Below are 21,520 nucleotides of genomic sequence, written 5' to 3'. Positions count from 1 at the left end.
CCAGCGACAACAACCACCCACTCGGCCATTGCCCGCGCCAAGCACTGTATGTCAAAAATGCCCGAATCCGTCGGACGCTTACCCGAGGCGGTTTCGCTACCCCTTGCCGATGGCGCGGTCCACGGCGGTGGCGACCAGGGCCTTGGCCTGCTCTTCGGTGAAAATACCTGGGAGGGTGAGGCGTTCGAGGATGAGCCAGTTGAGGGACAAGTAGAGGAGTAGGACTGTGTCCTCGTCGCCGGGGAGGGCGGAGTCGAGGTGGTTGCGGATGTTGAGGGTGAGGTCGGCTTGGACTCGTTCGGTGAGCAGGGATTGGAGTTCGGGGCGGCGGGTGGCTTCCAGGCGGAGTTCGAGTTGGGCCAGGTAGCCGGTGCGGAAGTTGGTTATGCGGTCGACTATGTCGGTCATGAGGGCGGTGATGGTTTCGGCGGTGCGGGGGCCCTCGGTGAGCATGGACATGGCCGCGTCGCTGGGTTGGAGGCGTTCGTAGTAGCGGTGGCCTACCTGGACGAGGAGGTCGTCGCGGTTGGCGAAGTAGTTGGAGGCGGTGCCCGGGGGGACGGCGGCCTCCTTGTCGACCGCGCGGAAGGTGAGGCCGCGGGCCCCGTCTCGGGCGAGAACTTCGATCGCGCCGTCGAGTAGGGCTTGCCGACGTTCGGGATTCGTGCGCACCACTTGACACCACTCCATTCGTAGTACTACGTTGGGACCACTTCAAGCAGAGTACAACGAACGGGACGGTAAACCAATGCGAAAGCTCAGCTACTTCGTCGGGATGTCGCTGGACGGGTACATTGCCGGGCCCGGCGACACCATCGACTTCATGCCACTGGGTGCGGACTTCACCGCGTGGCTGGGGCAGGAGTACCCGGAGACCCTGCCGACGGCGGCTCGGCCGCACTTCGGGATCCCCGACGATGCGCCGAATCGGCATTACGACACCATCGTGATGGGGCGCGGGACCTACGAGCCGGGGCTCGCGGCGGGGCTGCCCAACCCGTACGCGCATCTGAAGACCTATGTCGTGTCGAGCACGCTGGGGCAGGCCGATCCGGCGGTCGAGATCGTGCCGAGCGATCCGGTCGGGCTGGTGCGGCGGCTGAAAGCCGAAGAGGGCCTGGATATCTGGCTCGGCGGCGGCAAATTGGGGGCGCAGGTGCTCGACGAGATCGACGAGTTGGTGATCAAAAGCTATCCGGTGATCGCGGGCGATGGCGTGCGCGCGTTCACCGGCAACTTCAAGCCGACCGATTTCGAGGTGGTGCGGCGGCAGGAGTTCGAGAACGGCACCCAGGTCACCTGGTACAACCGGGCTTGACCGAAAACCATTGCGGCCCCGCGTATTCGCCTCGCATCACGCGAGGCGGATACGCAGGGTCTCATAGGTGGGGATGAAAACCTTTCGGCGGTAACGGCGTTCGACAATCTCGAAAGGGCGACCCGCAGCGGTCAACGCCTCCAGCAGGCTACCCAGTTCGGAGTGCACCAGCTGGGCTCCGAGGCAGAGGTGACGCCCGCCGCCGAACCACAGTTGGCGAGTCTCGGGCACGTAGTCGCGGTGAATCTTGAAGTCTCCCACCGCATTGTTGATCGACCAGGTGAGGATTTTGACGTGCTCACCGGCGCGCAGCTGGCGGCCCGCGATCTCCACATCGGCGGTGACGGAGCGGCCGACGAGATAGGCGGGGCTGGTGACGCGCAGCGTCTCGCGCACCGCGTCGGGCAGGCGATCGGGAGCCGCCAGGAGCGCGTGCTGCTCACCGCTGTCGTGCAGCAGCGCGATCATGCGCGTCATGGCGCTGGCCAGGGTGTCGGTGCCCGCGACCGCCATGAGAATGGCGAGCCCGGCGGCGTGCTGGACATCCAGGCCCAATTCCCGACAGCGGCCGAGCGTGGTGTTGCCGTCGGCGCGTTCGTAGGCGGCGGGGACCGCCGCCGAGAGCTTCGCCGCCAACGTGCGGGCGCGCTCCAGCGCCACCGGGTCGAGCGTCGTCGAGGCCATGGTGCCGATGCCGAGGTTCACCAACTCCTCGACATGGTCGAAGAGAATGCGGAACGGCTCGTCGTCGTCCGACATCGTCTCGTCGACCCCGTTCCCCTCGGCGGCCACGCGGCCGCCCTCCCCCTCCGCGAACAAGGCGCGAATATCGGCGGGCTCCATCCCCACCAGGTCGGAGACGCTGCGCCCCACCAGAACTCGCGCGCGCTCGGCGATATCGACCGTCCCGCCCGCCGCGAGATCGGCCGAGATCTGTTTCAGGGCCGGACCGATGACCCGGGCGACCAAGTCGTCGGTGTGCTTGGCGGCGAAGAGGTCGCGAACCTTGGTGCGCAGTTCGGTGTGGCCTTGACCTTCGAAGAGGTCTTCCACCCAGTCACCGATGACCTGCGCCCACCAGTGCCCGGCAGCCCCCTCGGAGACGATGCTGAAGTGCGCGTGGTCGTTGTAGATCTGGCGCGCGACCGCCGGATCGGCCACGAACCAGCCGAGTGTGGGGACCTTGCGGATGGGTCGGGCGAGGCGGCCCGCCACCAAGAGGGCGGGCAGCCAGGGCTGTCCGGCGGCGAGCAGGGCCAGTTCATGGCGTCTGGCGGTAGTGAGCATGGGATCTCCCCTGGTCTCGGGACGTATCCGCCACATCGAAGATCGTCACGTCGAAACGGCTCGGGGCCGTCGCCTCGATATATCTGCGTACGCCATTGCGACGTTGCGGTGCAATGTAGTTCACATCACATGAGTGAACCAGTGAATTTTCATAATCGAAATGCAGGCCCCACTACGCTCGCCCGCAACCGAGCGCTGTCTGGAGTTGAAGACATGGTGAGATCCCGAATCGAAGCGGTGGGCGCGATGCTGCCCGCCGCCGAGGTCACAACCGCGGAACTGATGAAGCAATTGGCCATCGAGAATCCGGTGGACCTGGAACGAGTGAGCGGGGTGCGAGCACGCCGCAAATGCGGTGCGGGCGAGGACTCGTTCACCTTGGCGGCCGCCGCCGCGCGGGAGGCCCTGCGCAATTCCCGGTACGAGGCGGCGGATCTGGATGTGATCATCTCCTGCTCCATCACCCGTATCCGCGACGAGGATTTCACCCTCGAACCCTCCTTCGCGCTCATCCTGCGCAACGAGTTGGGCGCGCACCGGGCCATCCACTTCGACGTCTCCAATGCCTGCGCGGGCATGATGACCGGAGTCCTGGTGCTGGACCGGATGATTCGCGCGGGCATGGTGCGCCGCGGCCTGGTGGTGTCCGGGGAGCGCATCACCCCCATCTCCGATACCGCGGTGCGGGAGATCTCGGAGAAGTACGACCCGCAGTTCGCCTCGCTCACCGTGGGCGACGCCGGTGCGGCGGTGATCCTGGACGCCGAGGGCGGCCCGGACGAGGGCATCGATTACGTCGAACTCAATACCAGCGCGGCTTTCGCGCAGCTGTGCCTCGGAATGCCGAGCGACAAGAGTTCCGGTATCGCGCTGTATACCGACAATCGCGCCATGCACAACGAAGCCAGATATTTGCTGTGGACCACCCGGCAGCAGGATTTCCTGCGCGCGCGGGGCAGCGGTTTCGGCGCGGAGAATTACGACTACGTGATTCATCATCAATTCAGCGGTCCCGCGGTGGAATTGATCAACAAGATCGCCGAACGCGAATTCGACGCCGCCGTACCCCCGGGGCTCGCGGTCCTCGACAAATACGGAAACACCGCCTCGACATCGCATTTCGTCGTCCTGCACGACGCCTTGCGACAGCAGCGCCTGCACGCTGGCGCGAAGGTACTGATGGTCCCCGCGGCGTCGGGTGTGGTGGCAGGGTTCCTTTCGGTAACCCTCGGAGAGCTTCGGGTGGGTTGAGCATGGGCATCGTCATTTCCTCGGCCGCCGCGGTCACCGGCGGCGGCAGCTCCATCGAGCAGGCCGCGCGGGCCGCACGGCAGGCCATCGCGGGCGCCGCGACCACCCCCGACCAGATCGACGCCCTCATCAACGTGGGCGTGTACCGAGACTCGAACATGGTGGAACCCGCCATGTCCGCGCTGATTCAGCAGCAGGTCGGCATCGGACTCGAATACGGCAGTGGGGATGTGCCGTGTCTGTCGTTCGATCTCATGAACGGGGCCTGCGGCGTGCTCAATGCCGTACAGGTCGGCCAGGCGCTGCTGGAATCGACCGCGCTGCACCGGGTTCTGATCGTGTCGGGCGACTCGCACCCGTCGAAATCCGCCGAACCCGTTGCGGGATTCCCGATTACACCGGTCGGTGCCGCCTGGTTGCTCGAAAGAGGCGACGGTCGAGCGGGTTTCGGCAGCCTGCACGTCGGCGCGACCGAAGACGTTCCCGCGGCCGTCGGCTATGTGCGCCTGCCGGACATGGGCACCACCGGGCGCTCCACGGTGGTGGTCGACCGCACCGAGACCACCGTGAACGCACTGCTCAAACATGCCGTGGAATCCGCGCTCGCCGCGGTGGAGGTCGACGATATCGACATCACCCGCACGGTGCTGGTGTGCGGGCGGCCGACCCCCGACTTCCCGGAACTGCTCGCCGAGCGGCTCGGGGTGCCCGCCGACGCGGTCTGCGCCGACCGCACCGAGGGCGACGCGCACACCTCCGCGCTGCCCGTCGCCTACCTGGCTGCCCGCGAGGAAGGCAAGCTCGACGGCCAGCAGGCGGTGCTGTTCGTGGCGGCCGGTGCGGGACCGGCAGCGGCGGCCACCACATACCGACTGGCTCCGTGAGATCGGCAACTGCGCCATCGACTCCGGCCGTGAGATCCGCGACGATGCCTGTGAACAGCGATAACACCGGCTCGCGGCGACACGATCCCGGTAGTGGGCGCATTCGGCGCCCGGGCCTTCGGGAGGGGACATGAGCAAGCTCTGGGTGATCGTGCCCGCTTACAACGAGGAACAGGGCATAGGCGCGACCTTGGCCGCGCTGGCGGCCCAGCGGGATCGGGATTTCACACTGGTCGTGGTGGACAACAACTCCACCGACGGCACGGCGGCCGTGGTGAAGGATTTCGCCTCGGCCCATCCGGAGCTGCGGATCGAGATCGTCGCGGAGACACAGAAGGGCACCGGCGCGGCCGCCGACACCGGCATTCGGTACGCCATCGCCGAGGGTGCGACCCGGATCGCCCGCACCGACGCCGACTGCCTGCCCTACCCGGACTGGACCGCGCGGGTGCACGCCGCCTTCGACTCCGGTCTGCGGCTGGTCAGCGGTCAGCTGATTCCGCGCACCGACGAGGGCGTGAAGTGGTTGGACCGCACCGTCATTCGCGTGGCGTTGGAGGTGGCCTCCACCTTCGGCAAGTTCCGTCCGGGCAACCAGGATCCGCGCTACCTGGGACCGTACGTGATGACGCCCGGGTGCAATATGGCGATCACCGCGGAGCTCTACGAGGCCGCGGGCGGTTTCCCGCGCACGGCCATCGAGGATCTGCACGAGGACCGGGCGCTGGTCAACGCGGTGCGCATGATCACCACCGACTACGGGCTGCGCCGCGACGTGCGGGTGCGGGCATCCAATCGACGGGTGCGCGCGTGGGGTATCAAGAACACCCTCGCCTGGTACGCCGATCACCGCTACAAGCCGGAACTGGTGGATATTCGGTGAGCGCCGATTTTCTGGACCTGCTGCGGGAACAGGCTCGGCGGCACCCGGACGCGCCCGCGCTGGGCATGATCGGTGAGCGGCCGCTCGGTTACGCCGAACTGGTCACGGTCATCGACACGGTATCGAACCGGCTGCACGCCAATGGTTTTCGCCAAGGCGATCGCATGTTGTTCTCGATTCGCCCGTGCGTGGACGCCGTCGCGCTGATCTTCGGCACCATTGCCGCCGGGGGCACCATCGTCTTCGTCGATCCCGGCGTCGGCCCGGAGCTGTTCGCCCGCCGCCTGGCGGTGGTCGAACCCACCTGGGCCGCAACGGAATCGCTGCTTCATCTGCTCAGCGGTCCGCTGCACCGGCTCGGCCGAGCGCGGGGTCTGGCGCTGCCCGCCTTCGGCAAACTTCCGGTCCGCCATATCCACAGCGGCCCGCGCCTACCGGGCACGCCGGGACGTTCGATACCGCTGCGGCGGCTGTTCGAGCCGACCACGGGCGATCCGGTCACCGTCGAACCCGATACCGACGCGCTGATCGTGTTCACCTCCGGCACCACCGACGACCCGAAAGCCGTTGTGCACACCCGAGGTTCGCTCGGTGCCGGTTTGGCCGCCATGGCCGGGCGCAGCACTCTCGGACCGGGTGCGCATCTGCACACCGAACAGCTCATGATGGGCCTGCCCGCGCTCATGGCGGGCGCGCGGTGGTCGATGCCGCGCTACCCCCGATTCGGCACGCATATCGACCCGATCGGCTTCACGCGCACCCTGGATGCGGCGACCCACGCCTTCTTCACCCCCGCCGATCTGGCGGTGGCTCTGAGCGCCATCGAAGCCGGGTCCCTCGCGGCCCCGACCGGCCTGCGCGAGGTGTCGCTGGGCGGCGCTCCCGTCACCACCGCACTCCTGCGGCGCGCGAAAGCCGCACTGCCGCACTGCGAATTCCTCGCGATCTACGGCATGACGGAGATCCTGCCCGTCGCCATCACCACCGGCACCGCCAAACTGGCCTTCGCGGAGGCGGGCGATCCGCTCGGCGCACCGGTGGACGGTGTCGACGCACGCCTCGCCGACGACGGTGAGCTGATTCTCTCGGGTCCCAACCTCTGCCGAGGCTATCTGGGCGGTGAGCCGCTGAAGGAGATCCACACCGGCGATCTCGCCCGAATCGACGGCGAGACAATCGTTTTGATCGGCCGCAAGAAGGACATGCTGATCCGCGGCAAGACCAATATCTACCCTGGGCTGTACGAACCGGTGATCGCGAGGGTGGATGGTGTCCGGCAAGCGATCATGATCGGCGTGCCCGACGAGATCGGCGACGAGCGCGTCCTGCTGGCCGTGGTCGCGGCAGGCGAACCGCAGGCGGTGCGCGCACGCCTCGAGCGCGAATTGCCGCGGCTGATAGACACTTCCGCGCTTCCGGACGAGATCGTCATGGTCGACGAGATCCCCGTGAGCGGCCGCACCAGCAAGCCGGACCGGGCCGCGTTGCGCACCCTGCTGACCCGGAATTCCTGAGGCTCACCCCGGCGCGTCAGACCCGCGCCGGGTCCGGCCGCTCGGCCAGGGTCGTGACCACGAGATCCGCGAAACGCTCCGCGCCATCGGCGGACAGCGCCCCCTCGACATAGCAGAACTCGATATGGGTTTCACCGTGCGCGGTGGTGATGGCGATGGTGACCGCGCTGACACAGGAGTTCCCGGCGGCGAAGGTCAGATCGGAGGTCCGCCACTCCCCCACCCGGTCCGGAAAGTCGATACGCCCGAGATTCGTCACCGAGACATTCCACGGCGCCCGCCGATCGATGAGTTCCACCAGCCGCCAACCGGATTCCAACGAACGCGGTGTCCCGTAGCGCATACCGGCCACCGTGGCCAGGTGCCGTCGCTGCCGAACTCCCCTGTGCACCTGCCGATTCACCGATCGCGCCGCGGACCACAGCGTCTCTCGTCCCCCGAAGCGCACGAAGTTCGTGATCACCGGCGCGTAGATACCCAGTTCGTCGACGGACGGCGCGGGCGTGAGCGAATGCCGGAAGTCGACCGGCGACCCGATACCGGTTACACCACTGCCGCTGGGGCGCACCATCTTTCCGATCGCCAGCGCCACCGCCCCGGCCAGCGCGCCGTGCACGGTGACCCCGGCGGTGCGGCAGTCGGCCACCAGCGCCGCCAGCTCCCGCGCATCCAGCTTCCGGTGCACCACCCGCGTGAGACGCTCCGGCAGCGGAACCTGCGTGGCCCCACTGAGCAGCCGCGGCCGCCGAACCAGCGCCACCACCTGGTCGTACAAGGTCGTGTACAGATACCGCCAAAAGCCGCGCGCCCCAGCGGGTATGAGGTCGTCCGCCGGAGGGACGGCCGCCCGCGAGACGGGTTCAACCTCCTCGGCCGCGTACTCGATCACCTTGCGCAGCAAGGACATCGCCGAACGGCCGTCCACGATGACATGTGAGACGGTCAGCACGACATCATGGAATTCGTCCGGGGTTCCCACCCCATGCGCGATATCCACCAACCGCGCCATTCCCGACGCCGTATCGAACGGCTCCCGAATCTCCGCGTCGACCTCCGGTCGCCACGCGTCACCCCCAGCGGCCACCACCCGCCGCACCGGAATGCGCGGTTCCCGCAGCCGCACGAATCGCGGATCGAACCCGTCCCCGTGCTCCACCCCCACCCGCAACAGCGGATACTCCGCGACCAGCGCCGCGCCCGCGCGGTCGAGCCGTTCGGGCGTCAGCCACCCGTGCACCCGTACCCGCGCCGTGCAGTTCGACGGCGAGATCCGGTCGATGATCCAGAACCACCGCTCCGAGGGGCTCAAGGGCCGCACGACATGCTGTGCCGCCGTTGTCGATACGCCCATCGGTCCTCCTAGCCAACCGACCATAACCGATTACCGCCGCACCGCCGTGGGTACGACGGTAAGCGGAGGTGGTTATGAGCGAGACCTAGGACGAATTCGCCGCGGGCAGCGCCTATTACACCGAGTCGAATCTGATCATCGTGCCCGAGGTGAGCACCGCCAGCATCGAGCACGCGATCGAGGGCCTGATCGCCAAGGACTATTTCCACGACGGCGGCGTCCGCCGATAGGCGGATTCAGTTGCCGCGCACCGGCCCCGGCGGCACCGGGGTGGCCGAGACGACCGACTTCGGCTCGCCCTGCAAGGCCGACATGGACTTCCAGGTGTCCCAGTCGATGGTCCAGTCGTAGATATCGCCATCGGCCGCCGACAGCTGGATCCGAGTGCCGGTCACCTCGACCGGGTCACCGTAGAGCGCGGTCGGGAAATAGGCCTGCGCATCGGCGGGGCTCAGATTGATACAGCCGTTGGTGACATTCGTATTGCCCTGCGCGCCCAGCGATTCCGGATTGGCGTGAATGAACTCGCCATTGTTGGAGATGCGCACCGCCCAGCGTTCCCGCACATTGGTGTAGTACGGCGGATTCGACATCATGAAGTCCTCGTACTTCTCGGTCACCATGTGGATGCCGGAGCGAGTGACATTGCGGTCCTCGTTGCCCTCGCCGTAGCTGACGGGGAAGTCGAAGATCACCTGGCCGTCGCGCACCACCTGCATGCGGTGGCTGGGGGCATTGGCCTTCACGATCTGCGAGCGGCCGATGGTGAAATCGGTGCTCATATCGGCCGCGCCGTAATTGCCGCCGCCGAAATCGACGCCGTAGAGCTTGGCCTGCATATCCACCTTGGTGCCGGGGGTCCAGTACTCCCTCGGCCGCCAGTGCGCGCGCGAACCGCCGTTGTCGTCGGGCAGCCAGGCCCACGAACCCTCGGTGTTCGGATTGCTGGTGACGACCATGGCCTTCTCGACCGCGGCCTTGTCGTCGATGTGCTTGTTGAACTGCACGATGATCGGCGCGGCGATGCCGACTTCCTGACCGTCGCCGATATTGATGGTCGCCGAGACCGTGGCCTTCGGCTCGACGGTGGAGAACTTGGCCTCGATGGGCACGGCCTTGCCGTCGGTGCCGGTGGCGGTGCCCGACCAGTTGTAGGTGACGCCGTAGCCGAGCGACTCGGTCACCGTGAACTTGGTGTGGTCGGCATTGAATTCGCCGGTCACCTGCTTGCCGTTCGGGTTGCTCAACGCCACCTGGTCGATGCGGCCACCCGAGACCGAGACCGAGACGGGCGCGGTGGGGTTGACGTCGTCGGTGCCGTCACCGGGCTCCAGCGTCACCTTCGCGACCGGTGCGTCCGGCGCATCCGGGGTGCCACCATTGTCGGACGAACATCCGGCCAGCAGCGCCACCGCGGCGAGAAACGCGGTCAGCACCGTGGCCATCCGTCTGGCGGATCCTCCTCGATTGCTCACTTTCTCGAGGTTACCCGCGTACGGCGAATGCCCTGACCAGGCCAGCAGTGGTGCCCGCCACGCCGCTACAGGGACAGGCCGACCGTCACAGGTTCGGGCTCGAGGCGGATACCGAAGCGCGCGGCCACGCCGTCGCGGACCGTGCGGGCCAACTCGGCCAGATCCGATGCCCGCGCCGCGCCCCGATTCGTCAAGGCCAGCGTGTGCTTCGTGGACAGTCGGGCGGGCGCCGACTCGCCCGGGAAGCCCTTCGAGAATCCGGCGCGTTCGATGAGCCAGCCCGCGGAGAATTTCACCCCGCCGGGGGCGGGCCAGGTGGGCACCGCCACATCCGGGCCGACATGTGCCGTTATCGCGGATCGGACTTCCTCGACCCGCGCCTGCGGCACCACCGGGTTGGTGAAGAACGAACCGGCGCTCCAGGTGTCGTGGTCGGCGGGGTCGAGGACCATGCCCTTGCCCGCGCGCAGCCGCAGCACCGCCTCGCGGACCTCACCGGCGTGACGGCACTCGCCCTCCTCGGCGCCGAGCGCGGCGGCCAGTTCCCGGTACCCGAGCGGTTCGCTCGAACCGTCCGCGCGCAGGGCGAATTCGACCGCCAGCACGACGGCGTGGTCGCTGTGCTTGAGCACCGAAGTGCGGTAACCGAATCCGAGTTCGGCGGGCTCCACCCACCGGACCTCGCCGGTCGCGCGCTCGAGCAGTTGGACGCGGGTCAGCAGCGAGGCCACCTCCACGCCGTACGCGCCGACGTTCTGCACGGGCGTGGCACCGGCGGAACCCGGGATGCCGGACAGACATTCGAGACCGCCGAAACCGGCGGCGACGGTGGCGGCGACCACCGAATCCCAATTCGCGCCCGCCTCGGCGATCACCCGGGCGGTGTCGATATAGATGCCGCGCGTCGCGGTGGCGGCCCGGCCATGGTCACACCCGTCGGCCGGAATCTGCGTCCCCGCCCCGACGATCTCCACCCCGTCGGTCGCGATGCGCACCACCACGCCCGCGAACCCCTCGTCGGCCACGAGCAGATTCGAGCCGCCCGCCACCAACAGCACCGGAATCCCCGCACTGTCGAGTTCGCGCACCGTCGCCACCAGCGCTTCGGTGGTGTCGCATTCCGCGACGGGCGCGGGACCACCGACCCGCAGGGTCGTCAGCTCGGCCAGCGGCACCGCATCGCGCAATCGCGCGCCGGTCGTCGCCAGCATGTCCCGCAGGTGCTCGAACGGCACCACCCGAGAAGTACGCACAGGCACAGACGGTAGCGTGTCCGACCATGGCGACACCTCTTGCCTTCACCGGGCGCTCCGCCCACTCCGCCGCCGCCGTGCGCGCCGCCTTCGCCAACGAGCAGTACTGGAAGGACCGCATCGAGCAGGTCGGTGGCGTCAATGCCCGTATCGAATCGCTGGCCATCGCCGGTGACCAGGTGCGCGTGGAGCTCGTGCAGACCATTCCCGCGGCGGATCTGCCCAAGCAGATCACGGCCATCAAGCCGGACGGTCTGATCATTCCGCGCACCGAGATCTGGACCGGTGACGCGGGCACCTTCACCGCTCGCGTCGAGGGCGCGCCCGCCGAGGTGCGCGGCACGCTGACCCTCACCGAGGACGGCACCGGCTCCAAGTACGTGGTGGACGGCACCATCGAGGTGAACATCCCGCTCTTCGGCAAGAAGATCGAGGCCGCCATCCAGGAGAACCTGAGCGATCTGCTCGTCCGCGAGGCCGAGTTCACCGACAATTGGCTGTCTTCGCACTGACCGCCGGATCGCGCCGGTAACCTCACCGCTCATGGCCCGCCGACTGGACTACTCCGCCCGCTATCAGCTGCACACCACCGAAGAGGTGTACGCAGCGCTGTCGAACCGCGAGTACTGGGATGCGCGGATCGAGGAGATGCGGAAGTACTCCGACAACGACGTGGTGAGTCTGGACGCGGGCGATCAGGGCATCGCGGTGACGCTGCGGCACGTGCTGCCCCGCGACATGCTGCCGGACCTGGCGCAGACCATGATTCGCAAGGACATGGTCATCACCCGCACCGAGACCTACGGACCCTACGAACCCGAGGTGCGTGGCACCTACACAGCGGAAATCCCGAACGGCCCCGGCACGCTCGGCGGCACGATGCACCTGTTTCCCACCGAGATCGGATGCACCCTGCGCACCTCCTCGCGGGCGCAGGTGACCATCCCGTTCTTCGGGACCAAGCTCGAACAGCTGCTGCTGGTGAATCTGGTGGACCTGTTCCGGGCGGAAGCCGAAATGACGCAGCGGTGGCTGGACGAGCACGAACCCGCCCGCTGACCAAGCCCATCGGAGCGATCACCCGCGGCACCACCGGCATCAACCGACTCCGCCGCAGTGATCGCTGGCTGGCGCACGACACCCTGGTGACCAGTCGTTTGCTGGAGGCCCCGAACCCGCTCGTCGTCGATCTCGGATACGGCGCGATGCCGGTCACCACACTGGAATTGGCGGCGCGGCTGCGCCGGGTGCGACCCGATCTGCGGGTGGTCGGACTCGAGATCGATCCGGAGCGGGTGGTGCCCGGCCGCGACGGGGTCGAATTCGCCCGGGGCGGTTTCGAATTGGCGGGTCTGCGGCCGAATCTGGTGCGGGCCTTCAACGTGCTGCGGCAGTACCCCGAATCGGCGGTGGGCGAGGCCTGGTCGACGATGCTCTCGGGACTGGCTCCCGATGGGCTCCTGGTGGACGGCACCTGCGACGAACTCGGACGGCGGTGCGCATGGGTGCTGTTGGACCGGTCGGGCCCGCTGTCGCTGACCCTGGCCTGGGATCCCTTCGATATCGAGAAGCCCTCGGATCTGGCGGAGCGGCTGCCGAAGGCGTTGATCCACCGCAATATTCCCGGCGAGCCCATTCACGCGCTGTTGAACGCCGCCGACCGAGCCTGGCTGCATGCCGCGCCGCTGGCGGTGTTCGGCCCCCGGGTGCGGTGGCGCTACACGGCGGAACTGTTGCGCCAGGACGGCTTTCCGCTGCGTCCGCAGCGGCGTCGCCTGCGCGATTGCGTGCTGTCGGTACCTTGGGGTGCGGTCGCGCCGCGCTCCGGGGATGATGGTTGATCGTTCTGCCCCTCAGCGAAGAGGTTCGTGCTCTTGAGAATTCGGCTCGCCACCACCGTCGCGACGCTCGGCGCCGCGCTGTTCACCCATCCGGGAACGGCGAGCGCGGCGACGGACGCCTTCGACCTCCAGGCCCATCGCGGCGGACGCGCGCTGGTGGTCGAGAACACCATCCCGGCCTTCGCCAACGCCCTGGAGCTCGGCGTGACCACCCTGGAGCTGGATATCCAGATCACCCGGGACGGGCGCGAGGTCGTGGGCCACGACGCGCGGGTGGACGAGGCGAAATGCACCGATACCGCGCCGGTTTCGGCCGGTGACAAGCAGTATCCCTATGTCGGCAAGCTCATCAAGGATCTGACCTTCGAGCAGGTGCGGACCCTGGACTGCGGTTCGAAGACGCAATCGGCCTACCCCGGGCAGCAGGCCGCGCCCGGCGCGAAGATGCCCACGCTGGCGGAGGTTTTCGCGCTGGCCGCCGACCGTGGCGCGGACACCGTGCGGTTCAGCATCGAACTGAAGAACGATCCGGTGGGCGAGACCACCGCCGGGCGAGGGCAATTCGTCCAGCAGGCGCTGCACGAGATCCGATCGGCGGGCGTCGAGGACCGTGCGGTCATCCAGAGCTTCGACTGGGGCACACTCGAACTCGTGCACCAGACCGATCCGACGGTCCCGCTGTACGCGCTCACCGACATCACCAAGGTGTATCCACTGTCGCCGTGGACGGGCGGGCTGAATCTGATCTGGGAGAGCGAGAGCCTGGTCCGGGGCGCGAAATCCATAGGGGCGACGGCCCTCTCGCCGATTCACGCCGTGCCGCCGGAGGGCAGGCTGCAAATGCCCGTCATCTCCCAGCGTCTGGTGGACACCGCCCACGAGCACGGCATCCTGCTGGTGCCCTGGACCGTCAACGAGCCCGAGGCCATGCGCAAGCTCATCGACAAGGGCGTGGACGGCATCATCACCGACTACCCGGACCGGCTGCGCGAGGTCATGCGCGAACAGGGCCTGCCGCTGCCGGGCGAGCGCGACTAGCCGAAGTAGCGGCGAATACCGCGCGCCCCGAAATCGCGGACGGCGTCCAATCCGCCCAGCAGGGTCGAGGGGGCGATGAGCGATTGTGGATGGAAGGGCTGACGCCACAGGCCGCCGTGCGCGGCGCCCTTCGTGAACAGGGCGTCGGGGTTCGGGTCCGGCTCGTCGGGCGCGAACAGGTCGGCGACGAGCTTCGCGGCCAGCAGCGGCCGGATGGTGGCGCGGTCGAAGACCTCGATGCCGTAATGATCCGCGCCGCGTAGCGCGGTCGGCCGCCACGGGCTCTCCCGAATATCGGTGGGCCAGGCCGGTGGGGTGACGGTGTAGGAGACGGTGTGACCGGCGGCGCGGGCGAGCACGGCGCGCCAGCGCGGGAGGCGTTGCGCCAGGGCGTAATCCGGCCCCAACAGCGTCGGGAGATTGTCGAACAGGTCCCATCGCGCGCCGTCGGCCTCCCGCACCGGGTGTTCGTAGTTGGGTCGATACAGCGAACCGGACACCGCCCGGTGCACCAGGTCCTGGGCCTTGCCCTGAAAGCCGCGGTGCGCCAAGCGGTCCCGCGCCTCCTCGACCACGGCGGGCGGAACGGCGTAGCAGTCGGTCGACGCGCCCAGGTAGGCGAGGGCGGTATCGGGGCGGTCGCGCAGCACCGCCTCGGCCAGCACATCCGAGGCGGCGGAGAGTCGAATACCGGCGGCCCCCGGGAGATTCGCGTACAGGCCCAGCACCGGGCGGATATCGGCGTGCTCGGTGATCCAGCGGGCCAGCGCCGGAAAGTGTCTGGTGAGGTCGACGCCCGGACCGGATTCGGTCACCGGGAAGCGCAGCGTGCCCGCTCCCGCCCGGGCGGCGGCGTACAGCCGGTCCCAGCGGGCCCGGCCCGGCCGGTCCACGGCCAGCACCTGCGCGCCCCAGGACAGCAGCGATCGCACCGGACCCAGATGCGCCGTCGCGCCCACCGCCGTCAGTCGAAAACCGGGCAGCGCCAACCACTCCGGATGGTCGATGACGCGTTCCACCGCCGCCGCGAACCCGGGTTCGACGATGCCGTGGTCCCGCCACTGCCCCAATTGCCGCCGCAGCGCGTCCCCTGCCAGGGTCTCGCCGCGATAGGGCACCTCCAGCCGCCGCACCGGCTCGGCCTCGCCGTCGACACGGCCGGTGGCGAGTTCGGCGTCGTCGGCCGCCTCCCGCACATCGACCGCCCGCAGCGAGGTGACGGTGCGCCCGGCCGCGAAACGCAGCATGGTGCGAGTGGACTCCAGCCCCTCCTGCGCGATGCCGAGGGAGACCGACGGTGCGGTCACGGCCAGCGCGGTCAGACCTCGAAACACGCGGCGGTAGTCACGCCGCCAATCCCGACACGTCTCCACCGACTGCGCCAGATCGGCGTCGAAGCGCCGCACGGCGTCGGCGACCACGGCGGCGGTGAACATATCCGCGACCCGATCGGGCGGTCCGGGGGGAAAGCTCAGATCCCACATGCCACACCCGACTAGCCCCATGATCGGTCACCATGCCACGAAAGCGCGCCGCGCAAAACTCGAAGCTCGCGGCGCGAATCACGCACGGGTCAGGGCCCGGTGCAGGCGGGTCGCGGTCGGCGGCGGCAGAGCGGCACTGGCGGAACGGATTTCGGCGCTGGCGCACCGGTCGATGGCCACGGCGTCGGCCACCACCTCGTCGAGCGCGGATTGACCGATTCCGGCTTCGGCCAGATCGAGCACGGTGCGCAGGGGCGTGGTCACCAGGAACGCGCCCGCCGACTGGACATCGGTGCGGGTCAGCGCCCGACGCAGCACGACCAGCCGCGGCGACAGCGGGAACCGGCCGACACCCGCCGAAATGTGCACGAAGCGGGGGCGCAGCCTGCCCAATCCGTGCAGTTCCGCCGCGCTGTGATGGGAGACCGCGGCCGCGCCGTCGAACCAGGCCGACCACATGGCGTACTCGTCGAGCGGACCCTCCGGCCAATCGCTCAGGCGCAGCAGACCCACGCCCGCGCGGGTGATCGAGCCGTCGCGCAGACCGTCGCGAATCCGCGTCTCACAGCCGGTGCGCAGCACCTGGCGCGTGGTGAAATATCCCGCGTGTCGACCGGCCAGCCGCCGTAAGGCCCGCCAGCCGCGCTCCGCATCCCGCTCCGCTGCGGCGTCCCCAGCCATGGAATCAGGCTACGCCGATCGCCTGTGCGTTATGTCACATTCCGTCCGGGTTCGGTCAACACCTCATCGGAAGCACAGAGCCCACACAGAAACCTCGGGAAGAATCGGCGGCATGAGCTCGAAACCCACCTCGGACGACGCGGCCAAGCGCACCGATGATGCGCCCCACGCCTCGGACCCGGATGCCACGCTCGTGGGCGGCGCCCCCGCCGACGAGAACGGTACCGCCGGAACCGAAGTGACGCACGAGCCGGGCCTGGCGAGACAGGCCGGGACGTCCGCCCCAGCAGCCCCCGACCCCACCGACGACACCGTCCGGGCCGAATCCGGCTCGGCCACCGCCGATCCCGACGCCACCATCAAGGCCGCGCCCGGCAGCGATCAGCCCACCGAGATCATCGGTCAGGGCGTGCGTGTCTCCGATTCGACCCCGACCGAGATCTTCGCGGCGCCCGACCACGCGGAGAATCCCGCGGCGACCGGATCGGGTGTCGACGAACATCCGACCGAGGTGTTCGCGGCGGGCACGCCGCTCTCCGACGCCGGGCCGTATGCCGCCTATCCCGTGGACGAAGAGCATGCCGGAGCGGCTGCGGCGCAAGGGGTTTCGGCCAGCGGCCACGACACCAAGGTGATGGGCGCGCACGGCACCGAGGTTTTCGACGCGGAGGGCGCGGCCATGGCCGCCGGTGCCGCCGCGCCGGGGGGCGGGCAACAGCCGCCGGTGCCGCCACCGCCGCCGGGAAACGAGGGAGCACAGGGAGGTTCGTCCTGGATGCGCGGTTCGCGGCGGACCCTGCTGATCGTCGGCATTGTCGTCGCGCTGCTCGCGGTCGCGGGGCTCGCCGGGGGCGAGGCGTACGCGCGGCGGACCGTGGAGCGGTGCATCAGCTCGCAGTTCGAGCAGCAGATGGGGTCCAAGATCGATGTGTCGTTCGGGGCCAAGCCCATGCTCATCACCATGTTCGACAACAAGGTCGGCTCGGTGACGGTGAACAGTGACGACACCAAGTTCGGGCCCGCCGTGGGCATGGTGGTGCACGCGAAGTTCAACGATATCGAGGTGGTCGACCAGGGTCGCGGCGGCGGCACCATCGGCAGCTCCTCGGCCGACGTCACCTGGAGCAACGACGGTATCGCCAAGACCCTGGGCGGCCTGGTGAGTGGTGTGGAGTCCAATCCCGCCGACGGCACCCTCACCTTCGCGGTGCTGGGCGGACTGGCCGGGCTTCAGGTGAAGCCGCATGTGGTCGGCGACAAGGTCGAGGTGACCACCGAATCCGCCTCGCTGCTCGGCTTCGGCCTGCCCACCGATCTCGTCGAGGGCATTGTCGACGTGATGGCCGAGAGCCTGCAGAGCTACCCGATGGGGCTGAAGCCGACCAAGGTCGAGGTCACCAACGACGGCCTGCACGTGACCCTCGCGGGCGGCCAGGCTCAGCTCGAACCCGCGCAGAGCGATACCGCGGTCACCTGCTGATCACGCGACCTCGCCAGAGGCGCGCTGCCCGAAAGCCGGGCGGCGCGCCTCTTTTCGTCGCGCCACTCGCTCGGCCGCATCCGGTGCGTTCGCGGGCACCGCCGAGCTGTCGCCGCCGCGCTCAGGCTGGGAAGCCCTCCAGCACTTCACGGGAACGGGACAGGCCGAGGCGGGTCGCGCCCGCGGCGATGAGGTCCGCCGCCGCCGCGGCGGTGCGGATTCCGCCGCTCGCCTTGACGCCGAGGCGGCCACCGACCGTCTCCGCCATCAGGCGCACGGCATGGGCGCTCGCGCCTCCGGCGGGATGAAAACCGGTGGAGGTCTTCACGAAATTCGCACCGGCGCGCTCGGCGGCCCGGCAGCACTCCACAATCGCCTCGTCGGTCAGCGCGGCCGATTCGATGATCACCTTCAGCAGCGCCCGGTCGCCCATGGCCTCGCGCACGGTGATGATGTCGGCGAGCACCGCGTTGTAGTCCCCGGCCACGGCCGCGCCCACGTCGATGACCATATCCACCTCGTCCGCGCCCTGATCCACCGCGAGCCGCGCCTCGCTGCCCTTGACCAGCGAATGATGTTTGCCGGACGGGAAACCCGCGACGGTCGCCACCGCCAGGCCGGGGGCGCGCAGCGGCAGCATGGACGGGGAGACGCAGACGGCGAACACGCCGAGTTCACGGGCTTCGTCCACCAGCGTGGCGACATCGGCGGGGGTGGCCTCCGGCGCGAGCAGGGTGTGATCGATCAGTGCCGCGACGTCCCGGCGGGATAGCTGTGCCATGGGATGCGAGTTTGGCATATCGGTGGCAATTTCATTGCGAGTGCGCACCGCCGTCCCGCACACTCGTAGATGTGCTGATCCGTCGCGAGCGTCCCAGCGACCTCGCCGCCATCGCCGCGGTGCATCGCAGCGCCTTCGCAGCCCAATACGCCAACGCTCACGGCGAGACCTGGCCCGAGGAGGCCGCACCCGCCCTCGCCGATCCCCCCGAAGTCGATCTCGTGCGGCGGCTGCGCGACAACTCGGGGTGGATTCCGACCCTGTCCATGGTGGCCGAGGGGCGCGACCGAATCCTCGGCCACGTCTGCCTCACCCGCGCGGCCGTCGGCCCCTTCCCGGTATTGGCGCTCGGACCGATCGGGGTGCGGCCCGACCATCAGGGCGGCGGTGTCGGTTCGGCGCTCATGCACGCGGCGCTGGGCGCGGCCGACGCGCTCGACGAGCCGCTGGTCGGCCTGCTCGGCAGCCTCGACTACTACCCGCGCTTCGGCTTCGTCCCGGGCGTACGGCTGAATATCGCCCCCGATCGCCCCGAGTGGACCTCGCATTTCCAGGTCCGACCGCTGAGCGCCTACGAGGACGAGATGACCGGCGACTTTCGCTACGCCGACCCGTTCTACGAGCTCTGAGCAGCGGCCCCGCTCAGGTCACAACCCGGGCACTGAGAGAATGCTCGGTATGAGTTCTGCCGCCGGAGACGATCGACGTTATGTGCTGACGCTGGGCTGTCCCGACCGTCCCGGCATCATTGCCCGCATCACCTCGTTCATGGCCGATTTCGGCGGATCCATCGTGGAGGCGGGCTACCACTCCGATCTCGAGACCGGGTGGTTCTTCACCCGGCAGGCGATCGAGGCGGCCACCGTACCCTTCGACCTCGACGAGTTGCGCGACCGCTTCACCGCGGTGGCCGCCGAGCTGGGACCGGAGACCGAATGGGAGGTCCTCGACTCCGAGGAGAAGCGCCGGGTGGTGCTGCTGGTCAGCAAGGACGGGCACTGTCTGCACGATCTGCTCGGGCGCGCCTTCAGCGGGGAGCTGCCCGCCACCATCGAGGCCGTCATCGGCAACCACCCTGATCTGGCCGGGATCACCGAGGCGCACGGGGTGAAATTCCACTACGTGCCGTTCCCGAAGGACCCTGCCGAGCGCGGACCCGCCTTCGACCAGGTCCGCCAACTCGTCGACGCCCACGACCCGCACGCCGTCGTCCTCGCCCGCTTCATGCAGGTGCTGCCGCCGGAGCTGTGCGCGCACTGGGCGGGCCGGGCCATCAATATCCATCACAGCTTCCTGCCGTCCTTCGTCGGCGCGCGGCCCTACCACCAGGCCTTCGCCCGAGGCGTGAAACTCATTGGGGCGACCTGTCATTACGTGACCGCCGAACTCGACGCGGGTCCGATCATCGAGCAGGACGTCAGCCGTATCGACCACGCCGACACCGTGCGCGACATGGTGCGTCAGGGCCGCGATATCGAGCGCGTGGTGCTCGCGCGCGGGCTGCGCTGGCATCTGGAGGGCCGCGTCCTGGTGCACGGCCGCCGCACCGTCGTCTTCAACTGATCCGATCGGCGTTCAGCGCGCCGCCGCCAGCGCCTCCGGCGTCCGCTCGCCGAGCGTACGCAGCCGCCGCAGGAAGGTGCGCCACACCAGCGCCGCCGTCGCCCCGAATCCGAGGCACAGGCCGAGCCACACCCCGGGCCCGTACCAGCCCAGCCCGTACCCGAAGAGCACCATGGCCGGTACCCCGAGAGCGAAGTAGCCGATGAGCGTATTGCTCAGGCCCGCTGCCGAATTGCCGATGCCGCGCAGCAATCCGATACAGAGGTTCTGCGCGCCCTTGCAGTACTGGTGCGCGATGGCGAACCAGAGCAGCACCGACGCGGCGGCCACCACCTCGGTGTCGTCGCGGCTGGCGCCCAGGAAGGGCGCGAGCACCGCGTCGGGGAAGAGCACGTAGAGCAGCCCGATGACGGTCATGAAGGCGAATCCGAGGGTGACGGTGCGCCGGGCGATACCGCCCACCCGATCCGCTCGCCCCTGGCCGATGGTGCGGCTGACCAGAATCGAAGAGCCTTGGGAGAGACCGATATTCACCTGGTAGACGATGTAGGCCAGATTGTTCACGATATTGCTGGCCGCCAGCGGCACCGCGCCGAAGGTGCCCATGAACACGGTCGCGATGGAGGTGATGGCGGCCTCGGCGCCGTAGGTGAGCGAGATCGGCGTACCCAGTCGGACAATGCGTTTCACGATCTCCGGGTCGGCCCGCCAGATGCGCAATGACAGCAACGGCCCGAGCACCGGGTCGCGGCGCACCGTCCACAGGTACGTGCCGAAGGTCCAGAGCTGAACCAGGGTGGTGGACAGGCCGATTCCGGCGAGGCCGAGTTTCGGCAGCCCGAGCCAACCGAAGATGAACAACGCGTTGAGCACGGCATTGACCCCGATGGACACCAGGGTCACCCGCAGCAGCGACCCCGCGCGCCGCAGGCCGACGGAGAACTGCCGCAACACATTCAGCCACAGCATCGGGATCAGTCCCGGCGCGAGCGTCCAGATGATGGGCCGGGCCAACTCCAGGACATCCGGGTCCTGACCGAGCCAGGCCAGGGCGAAGCCGAGTCCGACGAGCAGCGCCGCGCCCACCATGGCCGTCACGGTGGCCACGGCGAGGGCCGCGCGGACGTATCCTCGGATCTCCGCACCGGCATCCTCGTCGAGTTCGTCTGTGCCGGTGCGCTTCTCGCCACGCCCCGCGGCGGCCGCGATCATATTGCCGACACCGGTGACCATGCCGACGCACATGGTGCGCAGCTGGTTGTAGAGCAGCAGCGCCAGCCCGCCCGCCGCCACCGCGGCGATGCCGAGCAGGCCCATCATGGCGAGATCGACGGTGGTCAGCGCCACCTGGGCCAATTGCAGTCCGGCGATCGGCGCGGCCAGCGCCACAATGGCGCGGTAGTCGTTCCAGTGCGTTCTGTCGAGCATTCGTCCTT

At 68.6% G+C, this 21,520-nt stretch carries 21 protein-coding genes; 12 read left to right on the top strand and 9 right to left on the bottom strand.

Annotated elements, in window-relative coordinates:
- Positions 1 to 96: 96 nt before the first annotated feature.
- Positions 97 to 675, bottom strand: coding sequence for a TetR/AcrR family transcriptional regulator (locus ACIBH2_RS13980; RefSeq protein WP_397117251.1), 579 nt, complete (start codon positions 673 to 675; stop codon positions 97 to 99).
- A gap of 73 nt (positions 676 to 748) precedes the next feature.
- Here ACIBH2_RS13980 and ACIBH2_RS13975 point away from each other — a divergent pair, with 73 nt between their 5' ends.
- Entirely contained in the window at positions 749 to 1,318 is a 570-nt protein-coding gene (locus ACIBH2_RS13975; protein ID WP_397117249.1) for a dihydrofolate reductase family protein, read from the top strand.
- A gap of 36 nt (positions 1,319 to 1,354) precedes the next feature.
- On the opposite strand, the gene ACIBH2_RS13970 is transcribed toward ACIBH2_RS13975, so the two are convergent.
- Entirely contained in the window at positions 1,355 to 2,605 is a 1,251-nt protein-coding gene (locus ACIBH2_RS13970) for a cytochrome P450 (protein WP_397117247.1), read from the bottom strand.
- A gap of 213 nt (positions 2,606 to 2,818) precedes the next feature.
- Between ACIBH2_RS13970 and ACIBH2_RS13965 the strand changes: the two genes are divergently transcribed.
- From ACIBH2_RS13965 to ACIBH2_RS13950, 4 genes are all read left to right on the top strand, one after another.
- On the top strand, positions 2,819 to 3,856 hold the full coding sequence (locus ACIBH2_RS13965) for a 3-oxoacyl-ACP synthase III family protein (RefSeq protein ID WP_397117245.1): 1,038 nt from the start codon (positions 2,819 to 2,821) through the stop codon (positions 3,854 to 3,856).
- 2 nt (positions 3,857 to 3,858) lie between these two features.
- Positions 3,859 to 4,740: a hypothetical protein gene (locus ACIBH2_RS13960; RefSeq protein WP_397117243.1), complete on the top strand. Its 882-nt coding sequence runs from the start codon at positions 3,859 to 3,861 to the stop codon at positions 4,738 to 4,740.
- A gap of 130 nt (positions 4,741 to 4,870) precedes the next feature.
- On the top strand, positions 4,871 to 5,623 hold the full coding sequence (locus tag ACIBH2_RS13955; RefSeq protein ID WP_397117241.1) for a glycosyltransferase family A protein: 753 nt from the start codon (positions 4,871 to 4,873) through the stop codon (positions 5,621 to 5,623).
- A complete protein-coding gene (locus tag ACIBH2_RS13950) occupies positions 5,620 to 7,137 on the top strand; it encodes a class I adenylate-forming enzyme family protein (protein WP_397117239.1) in 1,518 nt (505 codons plus the stop codon). The genes ACIBH2_RS13955 and ACIBH2_RS13950 overlap by 4 nt, the downstream gene beginning before the upstream one ends.
- Before the next feature lie 16 nt (positions 7,138 to 7,153).
- Here ACIBH2_RS13950 and ACIBH2_RS13945 read toward each other — a convergent pair whose 3' ends face one another.
- From ACIBH2_RS13945 to ACIBH2_RS13935, 3 genes are all read right to left on the bottom strand, one after another.
- Positions 7,154 to 8,488: a hypothetical protein gene (locus ACIBH2_RS13945; RefSeq protein ID WP_397117237.1), complete on the bottom strand. Its 1,335-nt coding sequence runs from the start codon at positions 8,486 to 8,488 to the stop codon at positions 7,154 to 7,156.
- A gap of 236 nt (positions 8,489 to 8,724) precedes the next feature.
- Positions 8,725 to 9,933 carry an Ig-like domain-containing protein gene (locus tag ACIBH2_RS13940; protein ID WP_397117235.1) on the bottom strand — a complete coding sequence of 403 codons (1,209 nt, stop codon included), beginning with the start codon at positions 9,931 to 9,933 and terminating at the stop codon, positions 8,725 to 8,727.
- Between the two features lie 95 nt (positions 9,934 to 10,028).
- Complete coding sequence (locus ACIBH2_RS13935) at positions 10,029 to 11,174, bottom strand: UDP-N-acetylmuramate dehydrogenase (RefSeq protein ID WP_397120733.1); 1,146 nt, start codon at positions 11,172 to 11,174, stop codon at positions 10,029 to 10,031.
- 68 nt (positions 11,175 to 11,242) lie between these two features.
- Between ACIBH2_RS13935 and ACIBH2_RS13930 the strand changes: the two genes are divergently transcribed.
- The 4 genes from ACIBH2_RS13930 to ACIBH2_RS13915 are packed head-to-tail and all read left to right on the top strand — an operon-like array spanning position 11,243 to position 14,095.
- On the top strand, positions 11,243 to 11,728 hold the full coding sequence (locus ACIBH2_RS13930) for a DUF2505 domain-containing protein (RefSeq protein ID WP_397117233.1): 486 nt from the start codon (positions 11,243 to 11,245) through the stop codon (positions 11,726 to 11,728).
- A 31-nt stretch (positions 11,729 to 11,759) separates the two neighbouring features.
- On the top strand, positions 11,760 to 12,275 hold the full coding sequence (locus ACIBH2_RS13925) for a DUF2505 domain-containing protein (protein WP_397117231.1): 516 nt from the start codon (positions 11,760 to 11,762) through the stop codon (positions 12,273 to 12,275).
- The gene (locus ACIBH2_RS13920) at positions 12,245 to 13,057 is read left to right on the top strand and encodes a class I SAM-dependent methyltransferase (protein ID WP_397117229.1); all 813 of its coding nucleotides are present in this window, start codon (positions 12,245 to 12,247) and stop codon (positions 13,055 to 13,057) included. The genes ACIBH2_RS13925 and ACIBH2_RS13920 overlap by 31 nt, the downstream gene beginning before the upstream one ends.
- A 33-nt stretch (positions 13,058 to 13,090) precedes the next feature.
- A complete protein-coding gene (locus ACIBH2_RS13915; RefSeq protein WP_397117227.1) occupies positions 13,091 to 14,095 on the top strand; it encodes a glycerophosphodiester phosphodiesterase family protein in 1,005 nt (334 codons plus the stop codon).
- On the opposite strand, the gene ACIBH2_RS13910 is transcribed toward ACIBH2_RS13915, so the two are convergent.
- Entirely contained in the window at positions 14,092 to 15,600 is a 1,509-nt protein-coding gene (locus ACIBH2_RS13910; RefSeq protein ID WP_397117225.1) for a hypothetical protein, read from the bottom strand. The genes ACIBH2_RS13915 and ACIBH2_RS13910 overlap by 4 nt on opposite strands.
- Positions 15,601 to 15,657: 57 nt before the next feature.
- Positions 15,658 to 16,260 (bottom strand): type IV toxin-antitoxin system AbiEi family antitoxin domain-containing protein, encoded by a 603-nt coding sequence (locus ACIBH2_RS13905; RefSeq protein ID WP_397117223.1) that lies wholly within the window; start codon positions 16,258 to 16,260, stop codon positions 15,658 to 15,660.
- 112 nt (positions 16,261 to 16,372) lie between these two features.
- Between ACIBH2_RS13905 and ACIBH2_RS13900 the strand changes: the two genes are divergently transcribed.
- Positions 16,373 to 17,740, top strand: coding sequence for an LmeA family phospholipid-binding protein (locus ACIBH2_RS13900; protein WP_397117221.1), 1,368 nt, complete (start codon positions 16,373 to 16,375; stop codon positions 17,738 to 17,740).
- 121 nt (positions 17,741 to 17,861) lie between these two features.
- On the opposite strand, the gene deoC is transcribed toward ACIBH2_RS13900, so the two are convergent.
- Positions 17,862 to 18,521, bottom strand: coding sequence for a deoxyribose-phosphate aldolase (deoC, locus tag ACIBH2_RS13895; RefSeq protein ID WP_397117219.1), 660 nt, complete (start codon positions 18,519 to 18,521; stop codon positions 17,862 to 17,864).
- 71 nt (positions 18,522 to 18,592) lie between these two features.
- Between deoC and ACIBH2_RS13890 the strand changes: the two genes are divergently transcribed.
- The gene (locus ACIBH2_RS13890; protein ID WP_397117217.1) at positions 18,593 to 19,150 is read left to right on the top strand and encodes a GNAT family N-acetyltransferase; all 558 of its coding nucleotides are present in this window, start codon (positions 18,593 to 18,595) and stop codon (positions 19,148 to 19,150) included.
- Between the two features lie 49 nt (positions 19,151 to 19,199).
- Positions 19,200 to 20,084 carry a formyltetrahydrofolate deformylase gene (purU, locus tag ACIBH2_RS13885; RefSeq protein ID WP_397117215.1) on the top strand — a complete coding sequence of 295 codons (885 nt, stop codon included), beginning with the start codon at positions 19,200 to 19,202 and terminating at the stop codon, positions 20,082 to 20,084.
- A 12-nt stretch (positions 20,085 to 20,096) separates the two neighbouring features.
- On the opposite strand, the gene ACIBH2_RS13880 is transcribed toward purU, so the two are convergent.
- Positions 20,097 to 21,512 carry an MATE family efflux transporter gene (locus ACIBH2_RS13880; RefSeq protein WP_397117213.1) on the bottom strand — a complete coding sequence of 472 codons (1,416 nt, stop codon included), beginning with the start codon at positions 21,510 to 21,512 and terminating at the stop codon, positions 20,097 to 20,099.
- Positions 21,513 to 21,520 lie beyond the last annotated feature (8 nt).

The sequence above is a fragment of the Nocardia sp. NPDC050406 genome (assembly GCF_044459025.1).
GTDB lineage: Bacteria > Actinomycetota > Actinomycetes > Mycobacteriales > Mycobacteriaceae > Nocardia.
This window is presented reverse-complemented; position numbering and strand designations above follow the sequence as displayed.